This is a genomic window from Kitasatospora sp. NPDC059648 (genome assembly GCF_042734825.1).
Classification (GTDB): Bacteria; Actinomycetota; Actinomycetes; order Streptomycetales; family Streptomycetaceae; genus Kitasatospora.
Genome location: NZ_JBHWDU010000020.1, coordinates 50,388 through 72,909, shown reverse-complemented (window position 1 = coordinate 72,909; position 22,522 = coordinate 50,388). Strand labels below are relative to the sequence as shown.

Annotated in this window: 20 protein-coding genes and 1 tRNA gene; 10 read left to right on the top strand and 11 right to left on the bottom strand. The window is 74.1% G+C overall.

Translation table 11 applies throughout. The annotated features are described in order from the left end of the window. Positions 1-27 precede the first annotated feature (27 nt). The 6 genes from ACFV1W_RS15315 to ACFV1W_RS15290 all read right to left on the bottom strand — a co-directional run bounded on the left by ACFV1W_RS15315 (position 28) and on the right by ACFV1W_RS15290 (position 6,263). Positions 28-1,689 carry an FAD-dependent oxidoreductase gene (locus ACFV1W_RS15315; RefSeq protein WP_380416653.1) on the bottom strand — a complete coding sequence of 554 codons (1,662 nt, stop codon included), beginning with the start codon at positions 1,687-1,689 and terminating at the stop codon, positions 28-30. Between the two features lie 58 nt (positions 1,690-1,747). Then, positions 1,748-2,662 carry a diiron oxygenase gene (locus ACFV1W_RS15310; RefSeq protein WP_380416650.1) on the bottom strand — a complete coding sequence of 305 codons (915 nt, stop codon included), beginning with the start codon at positions 2,660-2,662 and terminating at the stop codon, positions 1,748-1,750. A gap of 235 nt (positions 2,663-2,897) precedes the next feature. After that, on the bottom strand, positions 2,898-4,154 hold the full coding sequence (locus ACFV1W_RS15305) for an RNA polymerase sigma factor (RefSeq protein ID WP_380416648.1): 1,257 nt from the start codon (positions 4,152-4,154) through the stop codon (positions 2,898-2,900). Continuing rightward, on the bottom strand, positions 4,151-4,513 hold the full coding sequence (locus tag ACFV1W_RS15300; protein WP_380416645.1) for a YciI family protein: 363 nt from the start codon (positions 4,511-4,513) through the stop codon (positions 4,151-4,153). The genes ACFV1W_RS15305 and ACFV1W_RS15300 overlap by 4 nt, the downstream gene beginning before the upstream one ends. Before the next feature lie 119 nt (positions 4,514-4,632). After that, a complete protein-coding gene (locus tag ACFV1W_RS15295; protein ID WP_380416643.1) occupies positions 4,633-5,619 on the bottom strand; it encodes an RNA ligase family protein in 987 nt (328 codons plus the stop codon). 53 nt (positions 5,620-5,672) lie between these two features. Further along, positions 5,673-6,263, bottom strand: coding sequence for a TetR/AcrR family transcriptional regulator (locus ACFV1W_RS15290; RefSeq protein ID WP_380416641.1), 591 nt, complete (start codon positions 6,261-6,263; stop codon positions 5,673-5,675). A gap of 150 nt (positions 6,264-6,413) precedes the next feature. On the opposite strand from ACFV1W_RS15290, the gene ACFV1W_RS15285 reads away from it, so the two are divergent. Continuing rightward, positions 6,414-7,820, top strand: coding sequence for an amidase (locus ACFV1W_RS15285; protein WP_380416638.1), 1,407 nt, complete (start codon positions 6,414-6,416; stop codon positions 7,818-7,820). A gap of 82 nt (positions 7,821-7,902) precedes the next feature. On the opposite strand, the gene ACFV1W_RS15280 is transcribed toward ACFV1W_RS15285, so the two are convergent. Both ACFV1W_RS15280 and ACFV1W_RS15275 read right to left on the bottom strand, forming a co-directional pair. After that, a complete protein-coding gene (locus ACFV1W_RS15280) occupies positions 7,903-10,470 on the bottom strand; it encodes an FtsX-like permease family protein (RefSeq protein ID WP_380416636.1) in 2,568 nt (855 codons plus the stop codon). A 4-nt stretch (positions 10,471-10,474) separates the two neighbouring features. Next, positions 10,475-11,212 (bottom strand): ABC transporter ATP-binding protein, encoded by a 738-nt coding sequence (locus ACFV1W_RS15275; protein ID WP_380416633.1) that lies wholly within the window; start codon positions 11,210-11,212, stop codon positions 10,475-10,477. A gap of 194 nt (positions 11,213-11,406) precedes the next feature. On the opposite strand from ACFV1W_RS15275, the gene ACFV1W_RS15270 reads away from it, so the two are divergent. Both ACFV1W_RS15270 and ACFV1W_RS15265 read left to right on the top strand, forming a co-directional pair. Next, positions 11,407-12,699, top strand: coding sequence for a sensor histidine kinase (locus ACFV1W_RS15270; RefSeq protein ID WP_380416631.1), 1,293 nt, complete (start codon positions 11,407-11,409; stop codon positions 12,697-12,699). Beyond that, positions 12,687-13,349 (top strand): LuxR C-terminal-related transcriptional regulator, encoded by a 663-nt coding sequence (locus tag ACFV1W_RS15265; RefSeq protein WP_380416629.1) that lies wholly within the window; start codon positions 12,687-12,689, stop codon positions 13,347-13,349. Before ACFV1W_RS15270 ends, ACFV1W_RS15265 begins: the two co-directional genes overlap by 13 nt. A 310-nt stretch (positions 13,350-13,659) precedes the next feature. Here the strand turns inward: ACFV1W_RS15265 and ACFV1W_RS15260 are convergent, their stop codons facing one another. Beyond that, a complete protein-coding gene (locus ACFV1W_RS15260) occupies positions 13,660-14,385 on the bottom strand; it encodes a flavodoxin family protein (protein WP_380416627.1) in 726 nt (241 codons plus the stop codon). Positions 14,386-14,517: 132 nt separating this feature from the next. Between ACFV1W_RS15260 and ACFV1W_RS15255 the strand changes: the two genes are divergently transcribed. Beyond that, positions 14,518-15,450, top strand: a complete 933-nt coding sequence (locus tag ACFV1W_RS15255; protein WP_380416624.1) for a LysR family transcriptional regulator — start codon at positions 14,518-14,520, stop codon at positions 15,448-15,450. Positions 15,451-15,505: 55 nt separating this feature from the next. After that, positions 15,506-15,718, top strand: coding sequence for a cold-shock protein (locus ACFV1W_RS15250; protein WP_380416622.1), 213 nt, complete (start codon positions 15,506-15,508; stop codon positions 15,716-15,718). Positions 15,719-15,773: 55 nt separating this feature from the next. Here the strand turns inward: ACFV1W_RS15250 and ACFV1W_RS15245 are convergent, their stop codons facing one another. Both ACFV1W_RS15245 and ACFV1W_RS15240 read right to left on the bottom strand, forming a co-directional pair. After that, the gene (locus ACFV1W_RS15245; protein WP_380416709.1) at positions 15,774-17,849 is read right to left on the bottom strand and encodes a serine/threonine-protein kinase; all 2,076 of its coding nucleotides are present in this window, start codon (positions 17,847-17,849) and stop codon (positions 15,774-15,776) included. A 319-nt stretch (positions 17,850-18,168) separates the two neighbouring features. Beyond that, a tRNA-Leu gene (locus tag ACFV1W_RS15240) sits at positions 18,169-18,252 on the bottom strand. A 171-nt stretch (positions 18,253-18,423) separates the two neighbouring features. Between ACFV1W_RS15240 and ACFV1W_RS15235 the strand changes: the two genes are divergently transcribed. From ACFV1W_RS15235 to ACFV1W_RS15215, 5 genes are all read left to right on the top strand, one after another. Then, positions 18,424-18,954 (top strand): YcxB family protein, encoded by a 531-nt coding sequence (locus ACFV1W_RS15235; protein ID WP_380416619.1) that lies wholly within the window; start codon positions 18,424-18,426, stop codon positions 18,952-18,954. Positions 18,955-19,099: 145 nt separating this feature from the next. Beyond that, entirely contained in the window at positions 19,100-19,996 is an 897-nt protein-coding gene (locus ACFV1W_RS15230) for a LysR family transcriptional regulator (RefSeq protein ID WP_380416616.1), read from the top strand. 126 nt (positions 19,997-20,122) lie between these two features. Continuing rightward, complete coding sequence (gene dmpI, locus ACFV1W_RS15225) at positions 20,123-20,305, top strand: 4-oxalocrotonate tautomerase DmpI (protein WP_030287947.1); 183 nt, start codon at positions 20,123-20,125, stop codon at positions 20,303-20,305. Positions 20,306-20,666: 361 nt separating this feature from the next. Then, positions 20,667-20,849 carry a hypothetical protein gene (locus ACFV1W_RS15220; protein ID WP_380416614.1) on the top strand — a complete coding sequence of 61 codons (183 nt, stop codon included), beginning with the start codon at positions 20,667-20,669 and terminating at the stop codon, positions 20,847-20,849. A gap of 40 nt (positions 20,850-20,889) precedes the next feature. After that, positions 20,890-22,464 carry an AMP-binding protein gene (locus tag ACFV1W_RS15215; RefSeq protein WP_380416611.1) on the top strand — a complete coding sequence of 525 codons (1,575 nt, stop codon included), beginning with the start codon at positions 20,890-20,892 and terminating at the stop codon, positions 22,462-22,464. Positions 22,465-22,522 lie beyond the last annotated feature (58 nt).

The following is a 22,522-nucleotide window of genomic DNA, read 5'->3' as shown; positions in this document are numbered from 1 at the left end:
CCCGGATGCCGGGTCCGGGAGCGCGCCTCAGCGCCGTCGGCCCGCCGCCAGCAGCTCCTCCACCGTCGCCAGCTTCACCCGCGGCCGGCCCTGCGCCGCTCCTCGCTCGCGCTCCGCCCGGTCCACCGCGCGCAGCTCCCTCAGCCCCATCGCGTCCGGCCGGCGCCGCCGTACGAGCCGTTCGAACTCCGCGCGCCCCGAAGGCGGCTCGGGCAGCGCCCGGGCCACCGCGTCGTCCAGCAGCGCGTCCACCGTCTCCCGGGCGCAGGCCCGGTTGGCGCCGATCCCGCCGGACGGCCCGCGCTTGGCCCAGCCCACCACGTACGCGCCCGGCAGCGCCCGTCCGGTGGCCGGGTCGACGACCCGGCCACCGCGCTGCGCGACCGTCCCGGTCCGCTCGTCGAACGGCAGCCCCGGCAGCGGTACGCCCCGGTGCCCGATCGAGCGCACCACCAGCCCGGCTCGCAGGGTGTCCCCCTCCCCCGCCACCCCGAGCGGCTCGCCGTCCGCCGTCAGCGTGGTCCGCTCGACGGTCAGCCCAGAGAGCCGGCCGTCCTCACCGGTCAGCTCGACCGGCGCCGAGAGGAAGCGCAGCACGATCCGCCGCCCCGGTCCGGGCTCCGCGCCCCCGTCGTGGCGCACCAGCGGCAGGCCCGCGAGCAGCCCGGCCCGGGAGTCCGGCGCGGCCGCCTCGATCGTGGCCCGCACCTCCGGGTGGTCCTCGACCACCAGCTCGACACCGGGCAGCCGGGCCAGTGCCAGGAACTCCGGCCTGGTCCAGGCCGCCTGCTCGGGCCCGCGCCGGGCCAGCAGCACGACCTCCCGGACCCTGCTGCGGCGCAGCGCCGCCAGGGCGTGGTCGGCGATGTCGGTGGCGGCGAGCCGGTCGGGGTCGGTGAGCAGGACGCGGGCGATGTCCACCGCGACGTTGCCGTTGCCGACCACCACCACCCGCTCGGCGGACAGCTCCACCGCGTCGGCCGGCACCGTCGGGTCGGCGTTGTACCAGCGGACGAAGGAGGTCGCCGGCAGGCTGCCCGGCAGGTCCTCGCCGGGCACTCCGAGGCGCCGGTCGGCGGCCGCGCCGACCGCGTACACCACCGCGTGGTGGTGCGCGGCCAGCTCCTCGTGGGTGACGTCGGTGCCGACGTCCAGATTGAGGTGCATCCGCAGCCGGGGGTCGTGGAAGACGCTCGCGAAGCTCTCCGCCATCCGCTTGGTGGACTGGTGGTCGGGCGCGACGCCGTGCCGCAGCAGGCCGCCGGTGACCGGCAGCCGGTCGATCATGGTGAGTTCGGCGCTGGTGCAGCGCAGCAGCTCCTGCGCGGTGTACCCGGCGGAGGGGCCGGTGCCGACCACGGCGATCCGCAGCGTGCCGAGTTCGCCGGGCAGGCTGCGCGGGAAGCTGGGCACACCCCAGGCGTGGTCGTTGGGGTGGTCGCGGAACCAGTCCCGGTTGAGTTCGCCGAAGACGACGTCCGGCCCGCGCAGCCGGTCGACCGGGAACACCGCGTCCACCGGGCAGGCGTCCGCGCAGGCGCCGCAGTCGATGCACGCCTGCGGGTCGATGTACAGCATGTCGGTGCTGCCGAACTCCGGTTCGTCCGGGGTCGGGTGGATGCAGTTGACCGGGCAGACGGAGACGCACGAGGCGTCGTTGCAGCAGGTACGGGTGATCGCGTAGGCCATGGCCGGGGTGGGCTCCTAGCTGGTCGGTCGGCTCCGGGGTCGTCGCCCCGGTTCGCCGTCAGAGCATGTGCACGCGGCGGTAGACGGCCGCCGAGCGGCTGGTGAGCAGCCCGGCCCCGGCGAGGAACGCCATCAGGTGCCGGGAGCTGTTGCGCATCATCGCCTTGCGGTGCTCGCTCCCCTTCACCTCCGCGAGCGCCCGCGCGACGTCCAGCCCGGCGGCCTTGTACACGCCCGGGTGGACCATGCTGCTGACGATGACGTACGCGCCGATCGCGATGCCGGTGGCCGAGGTGCGGCGGCGCGCGGGGCCCGCGTGGCGCATCCGCTCGCGGATCTCCTGCCGGGCGAACTTCATGTGCCGTGACTCCTCGACCACGTGGATCCGGGAGGTGCCGCGGACGATCTCCAGGACGTTCTCCCCGCGCATCCAGTCGCGCTGCATCACGTCCAGCACCTCCTCGGCCACCAGGATGCCGCCGTAGGCGAGTTCACCCTTGGCGAGCGCCTTGAAGGCGCGCCCCGCCTGGGCGATCACCGTGTTGGGCCGGTAGGCGGGGACGCCCATCTTCTGGCAGGCGCGGGCGAACATGATCGAGTGGCGGCACTCGTCGGCGATCTCGGTGAGCGCGAACTGGAACTCGGCGTTGGCGGGGTTCTTGAGGTACTGGTCGCGCAGCACCATCTGCTGGAGGATCATCTCGAACCAGATGCCGGTGTTCATGATCGAGCAGACCTCGTGCCGGGTGAGGGTGACCCGCTGCCACTCCGTCATCTCGCCCCAGAGCCGGGTGCCGTAGAGGGTGCTCCACTCGGGGTTGAGGCCGTAGTGCTCCTCCGGGAGGGGGGCCTCCCAGTCGATCTCGGCCATGGGGTCGAAGGAGAGGGTGGCGGCCGACTCCAGCAGCCGCTTCGAGACGTCGTCGTCGGCCGCCGTGTGGCCGTGCTCGGTCGCCTGCCGGGTGAGAGCCATGGCTGCCTCCAGGTGCCTGCTCCTGCGGGTTCCCGCGCGCCAGCTTATTAGACGGACAGTACAATAAGAGGCGGGTGGCGAGAACCCCCCGTGCAGGGGCGAACCGGCGCGGGAGCGGGCGGTGCGCGCCCCCTCCGGGCGCTTCGGGCACGGCGAACGGCGAACGGCGGGGCCGCGTTCCGGCCCCGCCCGGGCGGGCGCGCGCGGGGGTTCGGTCGCGCCGACTTCCGGGCCGTCAGGCCCCTGCCAGGAGTTGGCGGGCGCGGTCCGTGAGGTAGCGGCGCTCCGGGGCGCTGGTGGCGCGGGAGGCGGCCCGGCGGTAGGCGCGGGCGGCGGCTTCGGGGTCCGTGCCGAGGCGGGCGAGGAGGTGGGCCCGGGTGGCGAGGAGGCGGTGGTGGCGGGCGAGGCGTTCGTCGGCGGCCAGGTCGTCGAGGAGGGCCAGGCCGGCGGCCGGCCCGTGGACCACCGCTACCGCGACGGCCCGGTTGAGGGCGGCCATCGGGTTGGCGTCGAAGCGCAGCAGCAGGTCGTACAGGGCCAGGATCTGCGGCCAGTCGGTGGCCCGGGCCGCCCCCGCCTCGCTGTGGACGGCGGCGATCGCGGCCTGGACCTGGTACGGCCCGGCGGTGCCCCGCGGCAGCACGGAGGCCAGCAACTCCAGCCCCTCGGCGATCAGTTCGCCGTCCCAGCGACCCCGGTCCTGCTCCTCCAGCGGTACGAGCTCGCCGTACGGCCCGGTGCGGGCAGCCCGGCGGGCGTCGGTGAGCAGCATCAGGGCGAGCAGGCCGGCCGTTTCGGCGTCGCCGGGGGTGAGGCGCAGCAGCAGCCGGGTCAGCCGGACCGCCTCGGCGGCCAGCCTCGGTGCGGTCAACTCCTCGCCGCCGCTGGCCGCGTAACCCTCGTTGAAGATCAGGTACAGCACGTGCCGCACCTCGCGCAGCCTCTCGGCCCCGCTCTCGCCCTCCGGGAGCGCCAGCCCGCCGCCCGTGGTCCTGAGCGTCTGCTTGGCCCGGCTGATCCGCTGCCCCATGGTCGCCTCCGGCACCAGGAAGGCGGCGGCGACCTGCGCCGTGCTCAGGCCGCCGACCGCCCGCAGGGTCAGGGCGATCCGGCTCGGCACGGACAGCGCCGGGTGGCAGCACAGGAAGAGCAGGGCGAGCGAGTCGTCCGCGGCCGGGGCGGCGGCGTCGGCGGCCGGGGCCAGCAGTGCCGACCGGGGCGTGGCCAGCGCGATCGCCTCCTCCCTCCGGCGCCGGGCCGCGTCGCCGCGCACCTGGTCGATCAGCCGCCGGCCCGCGACGGTGACCAGCCAGGCGAGCGGGTTCGCCGGCAGCCCGTCCGCCGGCCACTGCACGGCGGCGGCGAGCAGCGCGTCCTGCACGGCGTCCTCGCAGGCGTCGAAGGATCCGCCGTGGCGTCGTACGAGCACGCCGAGGACCTGCGGCGCCAGTTCGCGCAGCAGGCCCTCGACGGCGGCAGCGGGGACGATCACCCGTTCGCCGGCGACTCGTGCAGGACCGGCCACAGCTCCACCGGCTCCAGGTCGGCGAACGGCATGTCGGCGGCGATCTGCTGGGCGCGCTCCAGGCTCTCGCAGTCCAGGAGGTAGAAGCTCGCCAGGTACTCCTTGGTCTCCAGGTACGGCCCGTCGGTGACCACCGGCACCCCCTCGGCGCGCCGCACCAGCTGTACGGCGGCCGCGTCCGCGAGCCCGTAGGCGCCGACGAGTTCGCCGGTGTCGCGGTACCTGGTGTTGAACGCCTCCTGCCTGGCGATCGCCTCGGGCCAGGCCTCGGCGGGGAAGGAGTCCCACTTGGCCTGGTTGCCGTAGATCATCGCGACGTACTTCACGGTCGTTCCCCTCGTCGTCCCGCACGCCCCTTCGGCGTGCCGTCACCACTCAGTCGGAGCGGTGGCAGGGGACTTCGACATCGGCCGGAAGGTTTTTTCCGGCCGGGGCCGGCGCGGCGTCACCGTCGGTCCGCCGCGTCGAAGCGGGCGAGGGAGAGGGCCGCGGGTCCGAGGGCGTGCACGAGCGCCCTCAGGGTGGAGGGCTCCAGTCCGCCGAGGGCCTCGGAGAGTTCGTCGGCCACGTCGTGGGCGATCTCCGCCGCCACCGCGCCCGCCGCCACGCGCGGCCCGAGTTTGCCGACGGCTGCCGCGGCGCGGGTGGGGGTGAGGAAGGCGCAGGCCTGGACGAGGAGCCAGGCGGGGACGCCGGCGGCGCCCTCCGGCGGGGGGAGGCAGGGCCGGGCGCCGTCGTAGCGGTCGTCCTCGGCGAAGGCCTTCTGCTTGACCTTGACGACGGGCCTGGCGGCGCCCGGCTCGTGCCATTCGCCGGCCGGTTTGAGCACGTACCCCTCGGCGAGGTTGTCGGCCAGTTCCGGCAGTCCGTACAGCGCGGGGACCCGGCTCGGGAAGGCGGCCGGGAGCTCCTGGAGGGCGTTCAGGCTGCCGTGCCCGAGCAGGGGCACGCAGGTGAGGCCGGCGGCGGACGCGGCGGCGCGGAGTTCGCGGTCGGGGATCCAGCACCGCCCCTCCGCCGTCTCCACCGTCGCGTCGAAGGGCAGCCAGCGAAGCCCGGGGGCGTACCAGACGCCGGTCTGCACGGGCTCGGCTCCGGCGACGACGGGCACGTCGGGGTGCGGGTAGCGGCCGCCGGCGAGTTCGCCGTAGACGGTGACGACGGCGGATTCACCCCGGGCCGCCCGTAGCACCGCCGCGAAGCGCCCGGCGGCGACGAGGAGTTGCGGCCAGATCCGGCTCACGCCGAAGAAGGCGTCGAGTTCCTCGTCGCCCAGCAGGCCGCGCCGCTTGGCGGGCCGCACCGAGGGGCCTTCGCAGACGACGGCGAAGTGCGCGCCGTGCACCTTCTCCGCCGCGATCCACTCGCGGCTCCCGGGCGCGCCGGGGCGCCCCCGGGCGGGGATCTTCGGGTACGGCTTCAGCTCGGCCACGAACCGATCCTCGCCGTAACGCCGCTCCGTGGCAACGGAATTCGAGGGGGTTCTCAGCGCCCGGCGCCGGCCGCCCACACTCCGGCGAGGTGCGCGTGCAGCAGCTCCTCCGCCTCGGCCGCCGTCCGGTGGCCGAGGAGCACGTGTGCGGTGAGCCCGTCGGCGAGGGCGAGCAGGGTACGGGCTTCGCGCCGGGCGTCGACGGCGTCCGAGGCTTCCGCGACGAGCCGTGCGAGCAGCCCTTCGAGGTCGGCGTAGCTGGCCCGAAGGGCTGTCGCCAGGGGCGGGTTGACGGCGGCGGCGGCGAGGAAGGCGAGCCAGATCCGCGCTTCGGCCCGGTGTTCGTCGCGCAGCAGGGCGACCTCGCCGACCACGTGTCCGACGGTGCTGGCGGCGGACTGGGCGGGGCTGGCGACGACCCGGCCGTGGGCGCGTTCGGTGACGCGGGCGCCGATGTGGCCGAGGGCGAACCGCAGCATCTCCTCCTTGGTGCGGAAGCAGCGCTGGACGGCGCCCATGGAGACGTCCGCCCTGGTGGCGACGTCCCGCAGGGTGACGCCTTCGAGGCCCTGGGCGTCGATCAGCGCGCACACGGCGTCGGCGATCCGTCGGCGCCGGTCCGCGTGGTCGACCTGTTTCGGCATCCCGCTCCCCGCTCTTCCCGTCCGCACCCGAACGTCCGGCCCGACCGTCCGCGTCCGCATCCGCATCCGAATTAATTCGATGCAAGCGTATCGGATCCCCCGCTAAGGTTCCGATGCAACCGCATCGGAACCGACCCCCGAGGAGCCCCCGTGTGGAAACTTTCCGCGAGCGCCATCGCCGCCGCCGTCCGTAGCGGCGAGGCGTCCGCCCGCGAGGTCGTGGACGCCCACCTCGCCCGGATCGCCGACGTCAATCCCCGGGTGAACGCCGTCACCCGGCTCCTCGCCGACCGCGCCCGCGCCGCCGCCCGGGAGACCGACCGGGCCCGCGCGGCCGGCGAGCGGCTCGGCCCGCTCGCCGGGGTGCCGTTCACGGTCAAGGAGTGCATCCGCGTCGAGGGCGTCCCGACCACCTTCGGCACGCCGCGCTTCCGCGAGCTGACCGCCCCCGCCGACGCCGTCCCGGTGGCCCGGCTGCGCGCCGCCGGGGCGATCCCGATCGGTCACAGCAACATGCCGACCCTGATCCTGGCCGGGATGCACACCCGCAGCGAGCTGTACGGCGACACCCGCAACCCGTGGGACGCCGCGCGCACCCCCGGAGGCTCCAGCGGCGGGGAGGGCGTGGCGGTGGCCACCGGCATGTCCGCGCTGGGGCTCGGCAACGACTCCGGCGGCTCGGTCCGCGTCCCGGCCTCCTTCTGCGGGGTCGCCGCGCTCAAGCCGACGACCGGCCGGTTCGCCGCCGACCAGCGGACACTGGGCCCGGACGACCCGGGACCGGCCTCCCAACTCCTGGTCACGGACGGCCCGTTGGCCCGCACGGTGGCGGACCTCCGGCTCGCCTACGAGACCCTGGCCGGGCCGGACCCGCGCGATCCGCGCGCCGTCCCGGCCCCGCTGTACGGCGAGCCCCCGGACGGCCCGCCGAGGGTCGCCGTGGTCGCCGACCCTGGCGGCCACGGCGTCCACCCATCCGTCCGCCGCGCCGTCGGGGCCGCCGCCGAAGCCCTGCGCGACGCCGGGTACCAGGTGGACGAGGTCCCCGACGTCCCCCGGCTGGACGAGGCGCTGAAGGCCTACCAACAGCTCACCAACACCGAATTCGCCCCCAGCTGGCCTGCCGTACGACAGCTGCTGGGCGAGGGCGGCGACCGCTACATCGAGCTGACCATGCGCCACAGCCCGCCCGTCGACGCTGCTGGGCTGATCGCGCTCACGGGCAGCTGGATGAACATCCGCCGCTCCTGGGCGGAGTTCCTGGACGCCTACCCGCTGCTGCTCGGTCCGGTCTTCACCGAGCCGCCGGTGGAACCGGGCCTGGAGTCCCGGGACGAGGCCGGGCGGGCCCGGGTCGCCTCGGCCATGCGCCTCTGCTCGGTCACCAGCTTCGTCGGTGTCCCGGCCGTCGCCGTCCCGACCGGTCTGGACCCCGAAGGCCTTCCCACCGGCGTGCAGTTGGTGGGGCGCCCGTTCCGCGAGGACCTCTGCCTGGCCGCCGCCCAGCACGTCGAGGACCGGCTCGGCACCCTCACCCCGATCGACCCCTGGGGGTGACGAAGCGGCCCGGTCACCGCCGGCGGGCCCGTGGCGCGTCCGCTCGCGCCGCGGGTCCACAGGTCCACGGGCCGGCCGGGCGCTACTCCCGCAGGCCGATGCCCTCCACCGGGCGGGTCCGCAGCGCGAACCGGGTGGGCACCAGGACCGCGCTCAGTCCGATGAGCGCGGTCACCGCGACGATCCCCAGGTACATCAGCACCGGGAAGTGCGGCACCGGCGACCCGGTCAGCCCCAGGCTCACCGTGACCAGGGGCAGCAGCGGCACCGCGGTACCCACCACCACCGCGATGACCACCACCATCCCCGCCTCCACCCGCATCATCCGCACCACCTGTTCCCTCGGCGCACCCACCAGCCGCAGCAGCGAGAACTCCCGCATCCGGCCGAGGGTCGCCAGTACGAGGGAGTTGGCCACCGCGATGGCGAGGTAGCCGAAGACCAGCGCCAGCGGCAGCGCGCTGGTCAGCACCGAGGACATCGCCCGCTCCTGCTGCGCGGCCGAAAGGCCGCCCCCGTCCAGCACCTTGAGACCCGGGTACCGGACGGCCAGGCCGCGCAGCGCCTGGCCGACCTGGCCCCTGTCGGCGCCCGCGGCGGTCCTGACGAACACCGCGTCCTCCAGCTGGCGGGAACTGTGCGCCAGCACCGTGTCCTGCGGGAGCGTCACGTCGCCGAAGCCCAGGCCCCGGTCGTAGACCGCGACCACCACGGGCCTGATCTCGGCGCCGTCCGGGAGGTTCAGCCGGACGCGGTCGCCGACGTGGGCGCCCAGGGTGCTGGCCGCACCGCCGCTGATCGCCACCACGTCGCCGCGGAGGCCGTCCAGGGAACCCTTGGTGACGCCCAGGTCCATGGTCCGCGCCACCTTGTCCGGAGTGACCCCCTGGGCCTGGTACTCGAAGATCTCCGGCGAGTCGAGCACCTTCCGGGAACCGTTCACCTGGACCCGGATCACCCCCGTGACGGCGGCCACCCCCGGCAGCGCCGAGGCGTCCTCGACCACGGCGAGGGGCGGCCCGCCCGGCCCGCCCTGCACCGTGAACTCGGCCACGATGCCCGCCTCAGCCTGCTCCTGGGCCGCCGTCGCGGTCGTCGTCGGGATGCACAGCTGCACCAGGGCGAAGCCGATCGCCAGGGTGAGCGGGCCGATGCCGGCCGCCAGCCGGTGGGCGTCGGCCCGGATGTCGGCCACCGCGAGGTAGCCGTGCGGCCCGGTGCGCCGGCGGACCGGGCCGGCCATCAGCCGGCTCGCCAGGCTCACCACCGGCGGAGCCAGCACCAGCACGGCGATGATCATGACGAGCCCGCCCGTGCCCGCCCCGGCCACCGCGAAGACGCTGCCGAAGAACAGCGGCAGCAGCGAGCCCGCGGCGCCGAGCAGGAACAGCAGGACGCCGAAGAAGATCCGGCCGCGCCCGAGCTTCGCCGGTTCGGTCCGGGCGTCGCCCATCGCCTCCACCGGCCGGATCGCCACCGCCTTGCGGGCGACCCCGACCGCGGCCACCTCCGCCGCGAGCACCGAGGCCAGGACGGCGACCAGCGCCGGCACCGGACCGGCGGAGGACGCGAAGTCCTCGGGCACCATGCCGATCACGCTCAGTGCGCCCATCAGCACCTCGGCCACCAGGATGCCCGGCACGCACCCGATCACCGAGGCCACCAGGGAGACGATCAGGACCTCGGCCGCCATCATCTTGTACACCTGGCGCGGGGTGGCCGCGACCGCCCGCAACAGGGCCAGCTCACGGCGGCGCTGGTGCACGCCGAGCGCGAGGGTGCTGGCCACCACGATCATCGCGATCAGCACCACCGTCGCACCGAGCGAGCCCGCCAGCTCGACCAGGCTGGTCCGGGCCGAGGCCACGTCGTGGAACTCCACCTGGCTGCGGTCCTCGCCCAGATAGGTGTCGGCGCCCGCCCCGGCCAGCGCCCTGTCGATCCGGTCCGCCACCTCGCCCGGGTCGGAGCCCGGCGCGACCAGCACCCCGACCGCGTCGATCCGGCCGGGGTGGCCGTAGAGCACCGTCGCCTCGGCGTCTGTGAAGAACACCGCAGGCGAGCGCGGCACCCCGCCCCCTTTCAGCGAGGCCACCCCGGTGACGGTGTACTCCCGCGCCTCCCGCGTGGTCGCCAGGCGCACCCGCTCGCCGGGCGACGCCCCGACCCGGTCGGCCAGCCGCGCGTCCAGCACCACCTCGCCCGCCCGCTGCGGAGCCCGTCCGCGCTCCAGCGCGAAGGGGCCCAGCACCGAACTGGACCACCCGTGCCCGCTCGACGGCTGCTCGCCGCCGCCGGCGTTCAGCCCACCGTCCTCGTCCACCACCTGGGCGGGGAAGCCGACGTCCGGAACCGCACGCCGCACACCCTCGACCCCGGCCACCTTGTCGGTCACGTCGCTGTTCAGCGGCGCCGGCACGGGCAGCGGCTTCTTCTTGGTCTTGCCGTCGGTGACCTCGAACGACTGCTTGCCCCCGACCACCACCGGCGCCCCGGCGTAGCGCTGGGTGGCGACCCCCGGACCCAGTCCGGACTGCAGCAGCGCCCCGAACGCGGTGATCAGCATCGAGGCCCCGGCCAGCGCCACGAATGCCCCGACGAACCCCGCCCTGCGCTCCCGCAGGGTCATGAGGACGAGCTTGAACACCATCGGCTCACCACTCTTCGAGGCGGGCCATCCGAGCGGCCACCCGGTCGGCGGTCGGCGCCGCCATCTCCTCGGCGAAGGCGCCGTCCGCCAGGAACACCACCCGCTGCGCGAAGGAGGCGGCGACCGGGTCGTGGGTCACCATCACGACGGTGTTGCCGTCCCGGTCCACGACCTCCCGCAGCAGCGACAGCACCTGACGGCCGGTCCGGCTGTCGAGCGCGCCGGTCGGCTCGTCGGCGAAGATCACCTCGGGCTCGGCGATCAGGGCCCGGGCGATCGCCACCCGCTGCTGCTGGCCGCCGGACAGCTGAGCCGGCCGGTGCTGCAGCCGCTCCGACAGCCCGACCCGCCGCGCCACCCGTTCCAGCCGACCCGGCTCGGGCGCGACCCCGGCGAGCAGCAGCGGCAGCGTGATGTTCTCCGCCACCGTGAGCGCCCCCAACAGGTTGTACGCCTGGAAGATGAAGCCGACCCGCTCCCGGCGCAGCATGGTCAACTGAGCCTCGTCCAGTGCGGTCAGGTCCGTGCCGGCCAGCCGCACCGAGCCCGAGCTCGGACGGTCCAGTCCTGCCGCGCAGTGCAGGAAGGTGCTCTTCCCCGCGCCCGACGGGCCCATGACCGCGGTGAACGAGCCCCGGTCGAAGGAGATGCTCAGATCGCGCAGCGCGGTGACCTCACCGGCTCCCCGGCCGTACGTCTTCCCGACCGACCGCAGCTCCACCGCCCACTGGCCGTGCACCACAGCGCCCACCTTCCCGCCCTCTCGCCAACACGTCCAACTCACGCTAGGAGCAAGGCCTCTGCGGACACCACGGTGTTCGCTGGAGTTCGAAGGTGCAGCTGACTGCCCCCCTCCGGTGCGGCCGGCGGACGAGCCTCGGGGATCACCTCGCGGTGATAGCGTGGGCGAAAACGGGCAACGGGGGCTTGGCGACGATGGATGGCGTTACCCAGCGGCCGCGCCGCGGGTTGCCCCCGGCCATCACCCGGCGGGGCTTCGTCCGGCGGTTCTTCCTGGCGCTGCGGTACCTCCTGGAAGTCGGCGGCACCGCGGTGGTGGCACTCCTCGACTGCTACGCCCTCCTCACGGTGTTCGTGCTGAGCCTGGTCGGCCCCGGGCTGTACCTGCTGCCGCTCTCGCTGGCCCGGCTCCGGCGGGTCGCCGACGCCCACCGTCGGCGCGCGGGGCGGTGGTTGGACTGCGACATCCCGTCCTCCTACCGGGCGGCCGAGGGCGGGCTGCTGGTCCGCGCGCAGGCGATGCTCACCGACCGGGCCACCGGCACCGACCTGCTGTGGCTGCTGCTGCACGCCGCGCTGGGCACGCTCGGCGCCGCGTTGGCCGTCGGCCTGTGCGTGGGGGCGGCCAGTTGGCTGACCGTTCCGCTGTGGTGGCAGATCGTGCCCGAGCCCGCCCAGTTCCTCGTCTGGAACATCGATTCGTGGGGATCGGCGCTGGGAGCCTGCACCGTGGGCCTGGCCTACGGAGCACTGGCCGGCTGGCTGCTCCCCTGGTGCGCCCAGCTGCACGCCCTGACGACCCGGACGCTGCTCGGGCCGCGCGAGCGCCGGACCTCCCTCGCCGAGCGCGTGGAGGAGCTGACCGTCACCCGGGCCGAGGCCCTGGAGGCGCACGCCGCCGAACTGCGGCGCATCGAGCGGGACCTGCACGACGGTGCGCAGGCCGGACTGGTGTCGGTGTCGCTGCGGCTGGCCCTGATGAAGCGGATGCTCCGGGACGACCCCGAGAAGCTACCCGAAATGATCGACCAAGCCCGCGACCTGGCCGACCAGGCGGCACGGTCGCTGCGGGACGCGGTGCGCTCCATCTATCCGCCGGTGCTCGCCGACCACGGCCTGGCCGAGGCGACCCGCTCGCTGGTGGCGGCCTGCCAGATCCCCACCAGGCTGGACCTGGCGTACGGCCCGCGGGGCGGTCGGGCGCCCGCCGCGGTGGAGGCCGCGGCCTACTACGTCATCTCCGAGGCGCTGACGAACGTCGCCAAGCACAGCGGGGCCGAGAGCAGCGAGGTGCGGCTGCGCACCACCGGGAGCAGGATCCACATCTGCGTCCGGGACGACGGGCGGGGCGGGGCGGCCACGACCGGCTCCGGCAGCGGGATCCGCGGCATCAAGCGCCGCGTCGCGGCCTTCGACGGCGTGACCGAGCTGCACAGTCCGCCCGGCGGGCCGACCGTACTTCGAGTGGAGCTGCCGTGCGGATCGTGATCGCCGAGGACAACGTCCTGCTGCGGGAGGGCCTTTCGCTGTTGTTGACCAGCGTGGGCCACGAGGTCTGCGCGACCGTGGAGGACGGCGACAGCCTGCTGCCCGCTCTGCTGGAGCACCGCCCCGACGTCGCCGTGCTGGACGTCCGGCTTCCCCCGACCTACCGGGACGAGGGGCTGCGCAGTGCGGTGTCCGCCCGGGAACAGTTGCCGGACCTGCCGGTCCTGGTGCTCTCCCAGTACGTCGAACACGCCTACGCCGCCCGGTTGCTGGCCAACGGCGCCTCCGGGGTCGGTTACCTGCTCAAGGACCGGGTCAGCCGGGTCGAGGAGTTCCTGCTGGCCCTGGACCGGGTCGCGGGCGGCGGGGTGGCCATGGACCCCGAGGTGATCTCCCAGCTGATGGTGCGCCGGGTGCGCGACGACCCGCTGGAGGTGCTGAGTCCCCGCGAGCGGGAGGTCCTCTCACTGATGGCGGAGGGGCACGGCAACGGCGCCATCGCCGAGCTGCTGTTCATCGCGGAGACCTCGGTGAACAAGCACATCGGCAACATCTTCGCCAAGCTCGGGCTGCCGGCCACGGACGGTGGACACCGGCGGGTGCGCGCCGTGCTCACGTACCTGAACTCGACTGCGGCCCAGCACGATTGAACGGTCGGCGCGGTGGGTCGGGTGCAGAGAACTGCACCCGCGAACGGCAGGGGACCCGACTGCGCGCGCCACCGGCCCCGGAATAGCCTCGCCGTGCGGCGGAGGTGATCCGCCGCCCTCCCCACCTCCGCACGGCGAACAGGAGAAGCGATGTCCGGATGGCAGCCCCCGAAGGAACGACCGCTCTGGCCCTGGGTGTTGCTGGCCGTCGTCGTGGTGGGCGTCTGCGTCAACCTGACGCTCAGCCTGGCGTGACGCCCGCGGTGGCCCGGGGTGCCAGGCGGCACCACGGGCCACCAGGCCGCCGGCGTCAGCGCCCCGCCGGTGCCGCCTGCTCCTCCCGGAGCGAGGCGGAGAGGGCGCGGGCCTCGTGCTCGGTCATCCGCGGGGTCCCGTACGGCACGGCGTTGACCCAGCGCTGGGTCAGCCGGGCGATCCGCTCGCCGTAGCGCTGCGCGGTGAGCAGGTCGCCGCGCGATCCGGCCTGCTCGGGGCCCAGGTCGGCGTGGCTCTGGCTCATCAGGCCCAGCCAGGAGCCGAGCCGGTTCAGGTCGTCGCGGCTGCCGCCGCTCCAGTTGTTGCCCGGCATGTCGCCCACGCCGATCCACTGCATGCCCAACTGCGCGGCGAACACCGACAGCTGCTGGAGGACGGCCAGCTTGTCGCCGCTCTGCGAGGCGGACATGGTGAAGCCGCCGGCCAGCTTGTCCTTCCACCCCTGGGTGACGAACGGCGTGAACGCGGCCTCCATGAAGGCCTTGAACACCGCCGACACGCTGCCCATCAGCGTCGGGGAGCCGAACACGACCGCGTCGGAGCGGGCCAGCAGCGCCAGCACCTCCGGGTCGTGCCAGCGGCCCGCGTTGACGTCCTCGGCCCGGAGCTCGGCGAGGTGCACCTCGGCCCCGGGCACCAGCCGGGCCCCCTCGGCGAGGTGCTCCGCGAGCACCCGGGTGTGCCCGTGCACCGAGTGGTAGACCACCGCCACGATGACCGTCGGCGTGTCCTGCTCACGGTCAACGTCCTTGAACCTCATGTCGATTCACTGCTTCCGTTGCTGGGGAACTCCTGCTCACCACCCATCTCAGCCTGGGCGCGGCGGGGCATCAACGCCGAACACCGGCGCGCAGCGATCGGCCGCACCGATCGATCGCGGTAGCCTGGCGCCGTGGACAGGATCGAACTGGAAGCGTTCGTCGCGGTCGCCGAAGAGCTCCACTTCGGCCGGGCCGCCGCCCGTCTCCACCGGGGGCAGCCCACCGTCAGCGACGCCGTCCGACGGCTGGAGACCACCCTCGGCGGGCGGCTGTTCCACCGCACCAGCCGCCGGGTGTCCCTCACCGACCTCGGCGCCGAACTGCTGCCCGACGCCCACGCCGCCCTCGCCCAGTTGCGCCGCTTCCAGCAGCGCGGGCGCGCCCTGGCCGCCGGCGAGCGGACCGGCACCACGCTCGTCGTCGGCCACGCCGAGTACACCGGCCACCAGCTGCTGCTGCGCTGCCTGCCGCGACTGCGCGAGCGCTTCCCCGACGTGACGATCGTGCCCGAGCCGATGCCGACCACCGCCGTCCTCACCGCCCTGCGGGCGGGGACGATCGGCCTGGGCATCGGCTGGGCGGGCGACGGCGTCACCGGCGTCCGCGCGCGGGTGCTGTCCACCGAGCGGTTCGTGGCGCTCGTCCCCGAGGCCCACCCCCTGGCCGGACGCGCCGAACTGAGCGCCGCCGAACTCTCCGCGGCCGCGCTGCTCACCTGGCCGCACCAGATCAACAGCGGCCTCTGCGACCGCCTGCTGTCCGCCTTCCGGATCGGCGGGGCCGACCTGCGCATCATCCGCACCGCCGACAGCGTCCACGCCATCGCCGCGCACGTCGCCGCGGGCAGCGGCATCGGCATCACCGTCGGGTCCGCCCTCGACCACCGGCCCCCCGGCCTGCGCGTCATCCCGCTCACCGGCCCCTCCACCACCGCCGACCAGGTCGTCCTCACCCCCGTCGACCCCTCGGAACCCGCCGCCGCCCTGCGCGACCTCCTCCTGCACGCCTCGGCGGACGCCGCTGCGACGCCCACAGCGACGGTCGCTACTCTTCGTGTCGAGTGAGAGCCTCTGCGTGAGAGGATCGCGGCACAGTGCGATCCGATCCCGAGGAGTGGACATGGCCGAGCGCCAGCGCGGCACCGTGAAGTGGTTCAACGACGAGAAGGGCTACGGCTTCATCACCCCGGAGTCCGGCCCCGACCTGTTCGTGCACTTCAGGGCGATCGAGGGGGGCGGCTTCAAGTCCCTCGTGGAGGGCCAGAGGGTCTCCTTCGAAGCCGTCCAGGGCCAGAAGGGCATGCAGGCCGACAAGGTCCAGGTGGAGGAGTAGCAGCCGGCGGGCCCGTGCGTGCCCGGGCAGCCGAGGCCGTCCGGGCGCGCCGGGCCTACTCGGACCGGAGCCCGGCCAGGGTGCTCCGCACCTGCTGGGCCACGGCCGGGGGCAGCGTGCCGTACTTCAGCGACTCGCCCGTCGCCTGGCCCGGTCCGCTGACCGCGTAGGACGCCAGGCTCGCCATCACGGAGGCGGAGCCCCCGCCGCGCTCGCAGAAGCCGAGGTAGCCGAATCCGACCACGGGATATCCGCCCTTCACCGGCTTCTGGTAGTCGAGCTTGACCGACACCCGGCTGTCCGAGGTCTCCACCGTGCCGGTCGCGGCCATCGTCTCGGCGGCCTGGACGCTCGGCGCCACGTCGGAGTCACCGGTCCGCACCCGGGCTGTGGGGAGGTTCCCGACGTCCTTCAGCGGGACGACGCCGATCGACCCGGGTGCGCCGGCGACGGCGCCGGGGATGCTCGCCTCGGTCGTACCGGGCGCGGCCTTCATGGCGGGATCCCAGTGCGCGCCCACCTCGTACGGCCAGCCGCCGGCCTTGCTGAGGTACTGCTGGAAGACGTAGCCGGACCACGACATGGCCGCCGGGACCCGGATGCCGATCGGTGAACTCGGCAGCACCGCGGCCGGGTTGAGCGCCCTGATCGCAGGGTCGTTCCAGGTCTCGATCTGGTGCTGGAAGATCTTGGAGAGTGTCGGGGCGTCGAACACCAGGTCCGTCACCCCGGGCACGTTGAAGACGACCGCGACAGGGGCCACGGTGACCGGGAGTTGGGACATCCGGCCGTCGGTGCAGTGCTTGCCGTACTGGAACGCCTGCTCGTCGGTCACCGCGGTGTCGAAGCCGGCGCCGTCGACCTCGGCGTTGGCGAAGGCGCTGGCGTTGGCGTACTTGAACGGATCGTCGGTGTTGCCGGACGGGGGCTTGTAGGTGAGCTTGTCGTCCGGGCAGGCCTTGCCGAAGTCCGCGGTCCACTGCTGGACCAGGGCGGCCTCCATGCCGTCCGCACCGACCGTGGCCTTGCCCGCCGGGGCGCAGCCGACCCCAGCGGGGAGCGCGGACGGCCCGGTCCGCCGCTGCTGGTCCTGCCAGGCGACGTAGCCGAGCGTGGCCGCCGCGGCGACCACCACGGCGGCCACCGAGGAGCCGATCATCAGGGCCTTCCGCCGACGGGGCCGGCCGGGGGCGGCGGTCGGCGGGTACGGAGCGACGGCAGGCGGCCCGGGTGGCGGCGCGGGTGCGGCGGGGACGACCGGGTTGGGGGCCGTCGGCGTGGCGACGGCCGGCGGCACGGCCGGAGCCACCGGCCCCGTCCGCAGCTGGACCGTCCGTTCCCGGGCCCCCTCCGCGATCATCCTCAACAGCCCGTCCACGGTGGGCCGTTGTGCCGGATCCTTGGCCAGGCATCCGATGACCAGCGGGTACAGCTCCGGCGCCATCCCCGCGAGGTCCGGCTCCTCGTAGACGACCCGGAAGCCCACCGCGTGCGAGGAGTCCGCGCCGAACGGACCGCGCCCGGTGGCGGCGAACGCGAGCACCGAACCGAGGGCGAAGACATCGGTGGCCGTCGTCGCGCTGCCGTCCCGGAACTGCTCGGGCGCCATGAACGGCGGCGTGCCGACGGCGACCCCGGTGCTGGTGAGCTGGGTCTCGCCCGCACTGCGGGCGATGCCGAAGTCGATGACGCGCGGGCCGTCCTCGGCGAGCAGGACGTTGCCGGGCTTGAGGTCACGGTGCACCAGCCCGACGCGGTGGATCTCGCGCAGGGCCTCGGCCAGCCCGGCCGCGAGGCGGCGCACCTCCGGCGGGGCCAACGGGCCCTGGCCGGCGACCCGTTCCCCGAGGGACGGACCGGGGACGAACAGGGTGACGAGCCAGGGCGCCGGGGCGTCGGCGTCCGCGTCGAGGACGGGCGCGGTGAACGCGCCGCTGACCTTGCGCGCCGCCGTGACCTCCAGCCTGAACCGGGCCCGGAACTCCGCGTCCGCGGCCAGCTCGGGCCGGATCACCTTGACCGCCACCTGCCGGCCGGACACCGACCGGGCCCGGTAGACCACGCCCATCCCGCCCGCGCCGAGCCTGCCCTCCAGGAGGTACCCGCCGATCTCCCGCGGATCGTGCTCCATCAAGCTCACGTGCCGATTCCCCCCAGGCGTGTACGGCCGACCGGCCCAGCCTAATGGGGCCCCGGTTCGAGCCCGGTCAGCCGGCCACGTCAGCCGCTCATCCCCGGCACCACAGGCCGGACCCATACGCGATCACCACCGCGTGGGCCCGGTTCTGCGCGTAGCGCCGCCCGCGGCAACGGGAAGCCGCTCGAGTGCGAAGCCGCCGGCCCCGGCGCCGAGTGCGGCGGTGACGTAGCCGTCGTTCCCGGAGAAACTCTGCCGCTGACCGGGAAAACAGAACGGCCGGTCGATCCGAGGATCAACCGGCCGTTCGCTGTGCGCGAGGGGGGAGTTGAACCCCCACGCCCTTTCGGGCACTGGAACCTGAATCCAGCGCGTCTGCCTATTCCGCCACCCGCGCATCTGGGTGATGGGTTAACTATAGACCACCCGGAGGGGTGCCTCCGACCGCCTCGAACGACCACCTCGAACAACCGCCTCGGAACGGCCGGCCCCTCACCCGCCCCTGTTTGCCGCGGACGACACATGGCCGCCATGATGTGCCGCCACTACGAAGCAGGAGCACACGAGCATGGACATCCAGGTCACCTACGAGGCCACCACCGAGGACATCGTCGCCTCGGTGACGGCGAACGCGTCCGCCCGGCCCTGGCTGCGGTGGGCCATCGTCGGACTGTGGCTGCTGGTGGCCGTGGCCTGTGCGGCCGTGGGCAGCACCTGGTTCGCGATAGCCGCGTTCTTCTTCGGGTTCGTGCAGGTGGTGAACATCACCGCGGGCGGCAGGCGGATGGGGTTGAAGGTCGCCCCGCGCTACGTCGGGCCGACGACCGTCAGGCTCACCGACGACGGCCTCCGGCTGACCACCCCGGCCACGGACCGCCGCATTCCCTGGTCCGCGGTCAACAAGGTCGCGCACAACCCCGTGGCGTGGACCGTGCTCTCGCAGAAGGTGGGCACCCCGCCGCAGTCGGCGACGGTGCTCAAGGCCCCGTTCACCGAGGCGGAGCGCGCCGAGTTCGACGCGTTCCTGGCACGCCTGCCCAAGGTGAGCCACAAGGGCCGGAGCGCGAGCGAGCAGCTCGTCCGGCCGGCTGCAGGCTGAGCGGGATCAGCCGCGCGGGACCGGCCGAGGCGCGACGGCTGGGCGGGAACAGCCGAACCGGCACCGTGGCGGGAGAACCCCCGGAAGCGGGCCCCGCTCCGGCCTGCGACCATGAGCCGGTCGACCCACCGAGCAGGGGAACCGCATGGAGCTACGGCAGCTGCGCTGCTTCGTCGCCGTCGCCGAGGAGCTGCACTTCGGCCGGGCCGCCGAGCGGCTGCTGCTCGGGCAGCCCGCCGTGAGCCAGCAGGTCCGGCGGCTGGAGCGGGAGTTGAAGGTCGAGCTGTTCGACCGGTCGCCCCGGCACGTGCGGCTGACGCCGGCGGGTGAGCGGTTCCTGCCCGCGGCCAGGGACGTCCTGGCGGCCGAGGACGCCGCACGGGCGCTGGCCGCCGATCTGGCCGCGCCCGCGGTGCTGCGGCTGGGCACCGTCAGCGGGTTGGGCGAGCGGCTCGACCTGATCCTGGACACCTACCAGCGGCAGGCGCCCGGGGTGCGCGTCGAACTGCATTCCGTGCCGGTGCGGGAGCGGCTGGCGCGGCTGGCGGACGGGCGGCTCGACGCCGCCTTCGTGCGCGGGGCGATCGCCGAGAACAGTCCCGAGCTGCGCTTCCTGCCGGTCTGGGAGGACGAGTTGGTGCTGGCGCTGCCCGCCCGGCACGCGCTGGCGGAGCAACCCGAGGTGGACCTCGCGGACCTCGCCACCCTGCCGCTCCGGCTCACCGACCGCCGCAACAACCCGGCCCTGGTGGACCTGGTGACGGGCGCCTGCGCACGGGCCGGCTTCCGGCCAGTCCTCGGCCCGGCGCACGGCGCCCTCCAGGACACCCTGGCCTCGATCGGCACCGGGACCCCGATGTGGACGGTGGTGTACGCCGCCAACGCCCGGATGACGAACTTCCCCCGGGTGGCCTTCCGGCCCTCTCGGATCCCGCTGGCCCTGCCGACCTCGCTCGCCGTACGGCGGTCCGCCCCGCTCCCCCGGCTGCTCCTGGCGGCCTGCCGCGGAACGCTTCCGACCTGGGACGATCAGGATTCGTGATCACTGTCAGAGCGATTCGGGTCTGGGTGCGGCGGCCCTGATCGGGTGGACTGTTCTCAGCCGGGGAGACCGGCGGAAGAGCCGGACGCAAGAGCCCGGCCGGAGAAACCCGTTCAGGAGCCGAAGATGCCGATCGTCACCATCCAGCAGGGCCCGCGCAACGTCGAGCAGAAGCGCGAGCTGGTCAAGAAGGTCACCGAGGCGTTCGTGGAGGCGCTGGAAGTCCCCGCCGAGAGCGTGTACGTGTGGATCCAGGAGTACCAGCCGGAGAACTGGGGCGCGGCCGGCAAGCTCACCGCCGACCGGTAGTCGCCGGGGCGTCGGGCGGGCCCGCCGAGAGGATCCGGCGGGCCCGCCCCCGGAAACCGGCTGCAGCCGCGCCTCCCGCCGCACAGTCTGCCGACCACCGGCGCCAACTGCCGCGCCGATACGGTGACTTGGGAGAACACTCCGTGCAGTTCGGCAACCGGCCGCACACCTTCCACGCCTCCACCCCCCGCGAGACCCGCTGCCGCCCGTCCACCGGATCGGGTCCTCGACCAGCCCGCGGTCGCGACTCGACACCTTTCTCGCCAACTCCGACCGCTTCGACCTCGACCCGCGCACCGGGCCGATCTCCGCCCCGCCCGACGGCCCGCCGACCACGGGCGAACTGCGCCTCGACGGCGAAATGCCCGCCCCGGTCGAGATCCACCACAGCCGGGGTTGCCACAGCGCCCTGATCCCCGAACTCCCGGGCCGGCAGGGCCATGTGATCGTCACCGCGCCCGACGAACACCGGGACGCCGTCGCCGATCCGGCCCTCCACCCTCCGGCCGACTTCCCCTCAGTCCTACGACCTGACATGGCCTGAACTCGACAACACCGGGCGGCGGTGGAGTTAGCCTGACGACATGGTTGCAAACTACAAGGAAGAAGTGGCCATGACCGACCAGGAGTTCGTCAGCGCACCCGCCTTGATCCTCCGGTCGCTGGTGTCCGACCCGCACCGGCGGGCCATCACCACCGCCGACCGCGCCGAGATCACCGCCGGCGACTTCGCCGCCACCACCTACCGGCTCGCCCACGAGCTCCTGGCCCGGGGCGTGGGCCGCGGCGACACGGTCACCCTGCTCACCGGCAACACCCCCGAGGCGCTCAGCGCCCGCTACGCGGCCGGCCTGGCGGGCGCCCGGGTGGTCAGCCTGTACGACGGGATGAGCGCCCCGGTGCTGGCCGAGATCACGGCCAGCGTGGACACCACGGTCCTGCTGGTGGACGCCGAACGGCACGCGGACGCCGCCGAGTTGCTGCCGCTGATCGACGTCCCGACCGTCCTCACCCTCGGCCCCGGCCCCGAGTCGGGCCACATCGGCGAGGACGTGGTCGCCGCCTCCGCCCACCGCAGCGCCGAGGAACCCGCCGTACGCATCGGCCCCGACGACGACCTCGGCATCCGCCACACCGGCGGCACCACCGGCATCCCCAAGGGCATCCTGAGCCTGCACGGCCCCTACCGCGACATGTTCGAGGCCGCCCTCGTCGGCCGGCCCGGCGACGAGCCGCCGCGCCTGCTCGCCGCCACCTCGCTCGCCCACCTCGCCGGCGTGCTCTCGGACGTGACGCTCCAGCGCGGCGGCTCCGTCGTCCTCCAGCGCTCCTTCGACCCCGGCGAGGTGCTGGCCGCGATCGAACGCGAGCGCATCACCGACCTGTGGGTGCTGCCCCCGCTGATCTACCAGCTGCTCGACCACCCGGCCCTCGCCCGCACCGACCTGTCCAGCCTGCGCCGGCTCGACTACGGCGGCTGCGCCGCCTCCCCGACCCGCATCCGCGAGGCCCTCAAGGTGTTCGGGCCCGTCCTGGTCAGCCTCTACGGCATGTCGGAGGCGCAGAAGATCGCCTTCCTCACCCCCGCCGAGCACGCACGGTTCGGCGACGACGGTCCGCTGCCCGTCGGCCGCCCCTTCCCCGACGTGGAGGTGGAGATCCGCGCCGCCGACGGCACCGTGCTGCCGGCCGGCGAGCAGGGCGAGGTGCACGTCCGCTCGGCCACCCTGATGGCCGGGTACTGGAAGCAGCCCGAGCTCACCGCCCAGGTGCTGCGGGACGGCTGGCTGGACACCGGGGACATCGGCTACTTCGACGCGGACGGCTACCTCTACCTCGCCGACCGCCTCAAGGACCTGATCATCGTCGTCGGCGGCCACGTCTACCCGACCGAGGTCGAGGACCTGCTGCTCACCCACCCGGCGATCGCCCAGTGCGCCGTCTTCGGCGTGCGCGACACCCAGGACGCCGAGCACGTCCACGTCGCCGTCGTCCCCGCCCCGGGGCAGCAGCCCCGGCTGGAGGAGGTGCGCGCCTTCGTCACCGCCAACAAGGGCCGCATCTACGCCCCCGAGGCCCTGCACCTGGTGGACGCCATCCCGCTGACGTCCGTCGGCAAGCCGGACAAGAAGCGCCTGCGCGAGGCCGTCGCGGGCTGAACCCGCCGGGGGCGCTCCCCGAAACCCCACGGGACCCCGCACGGATCCCCACCCGGTT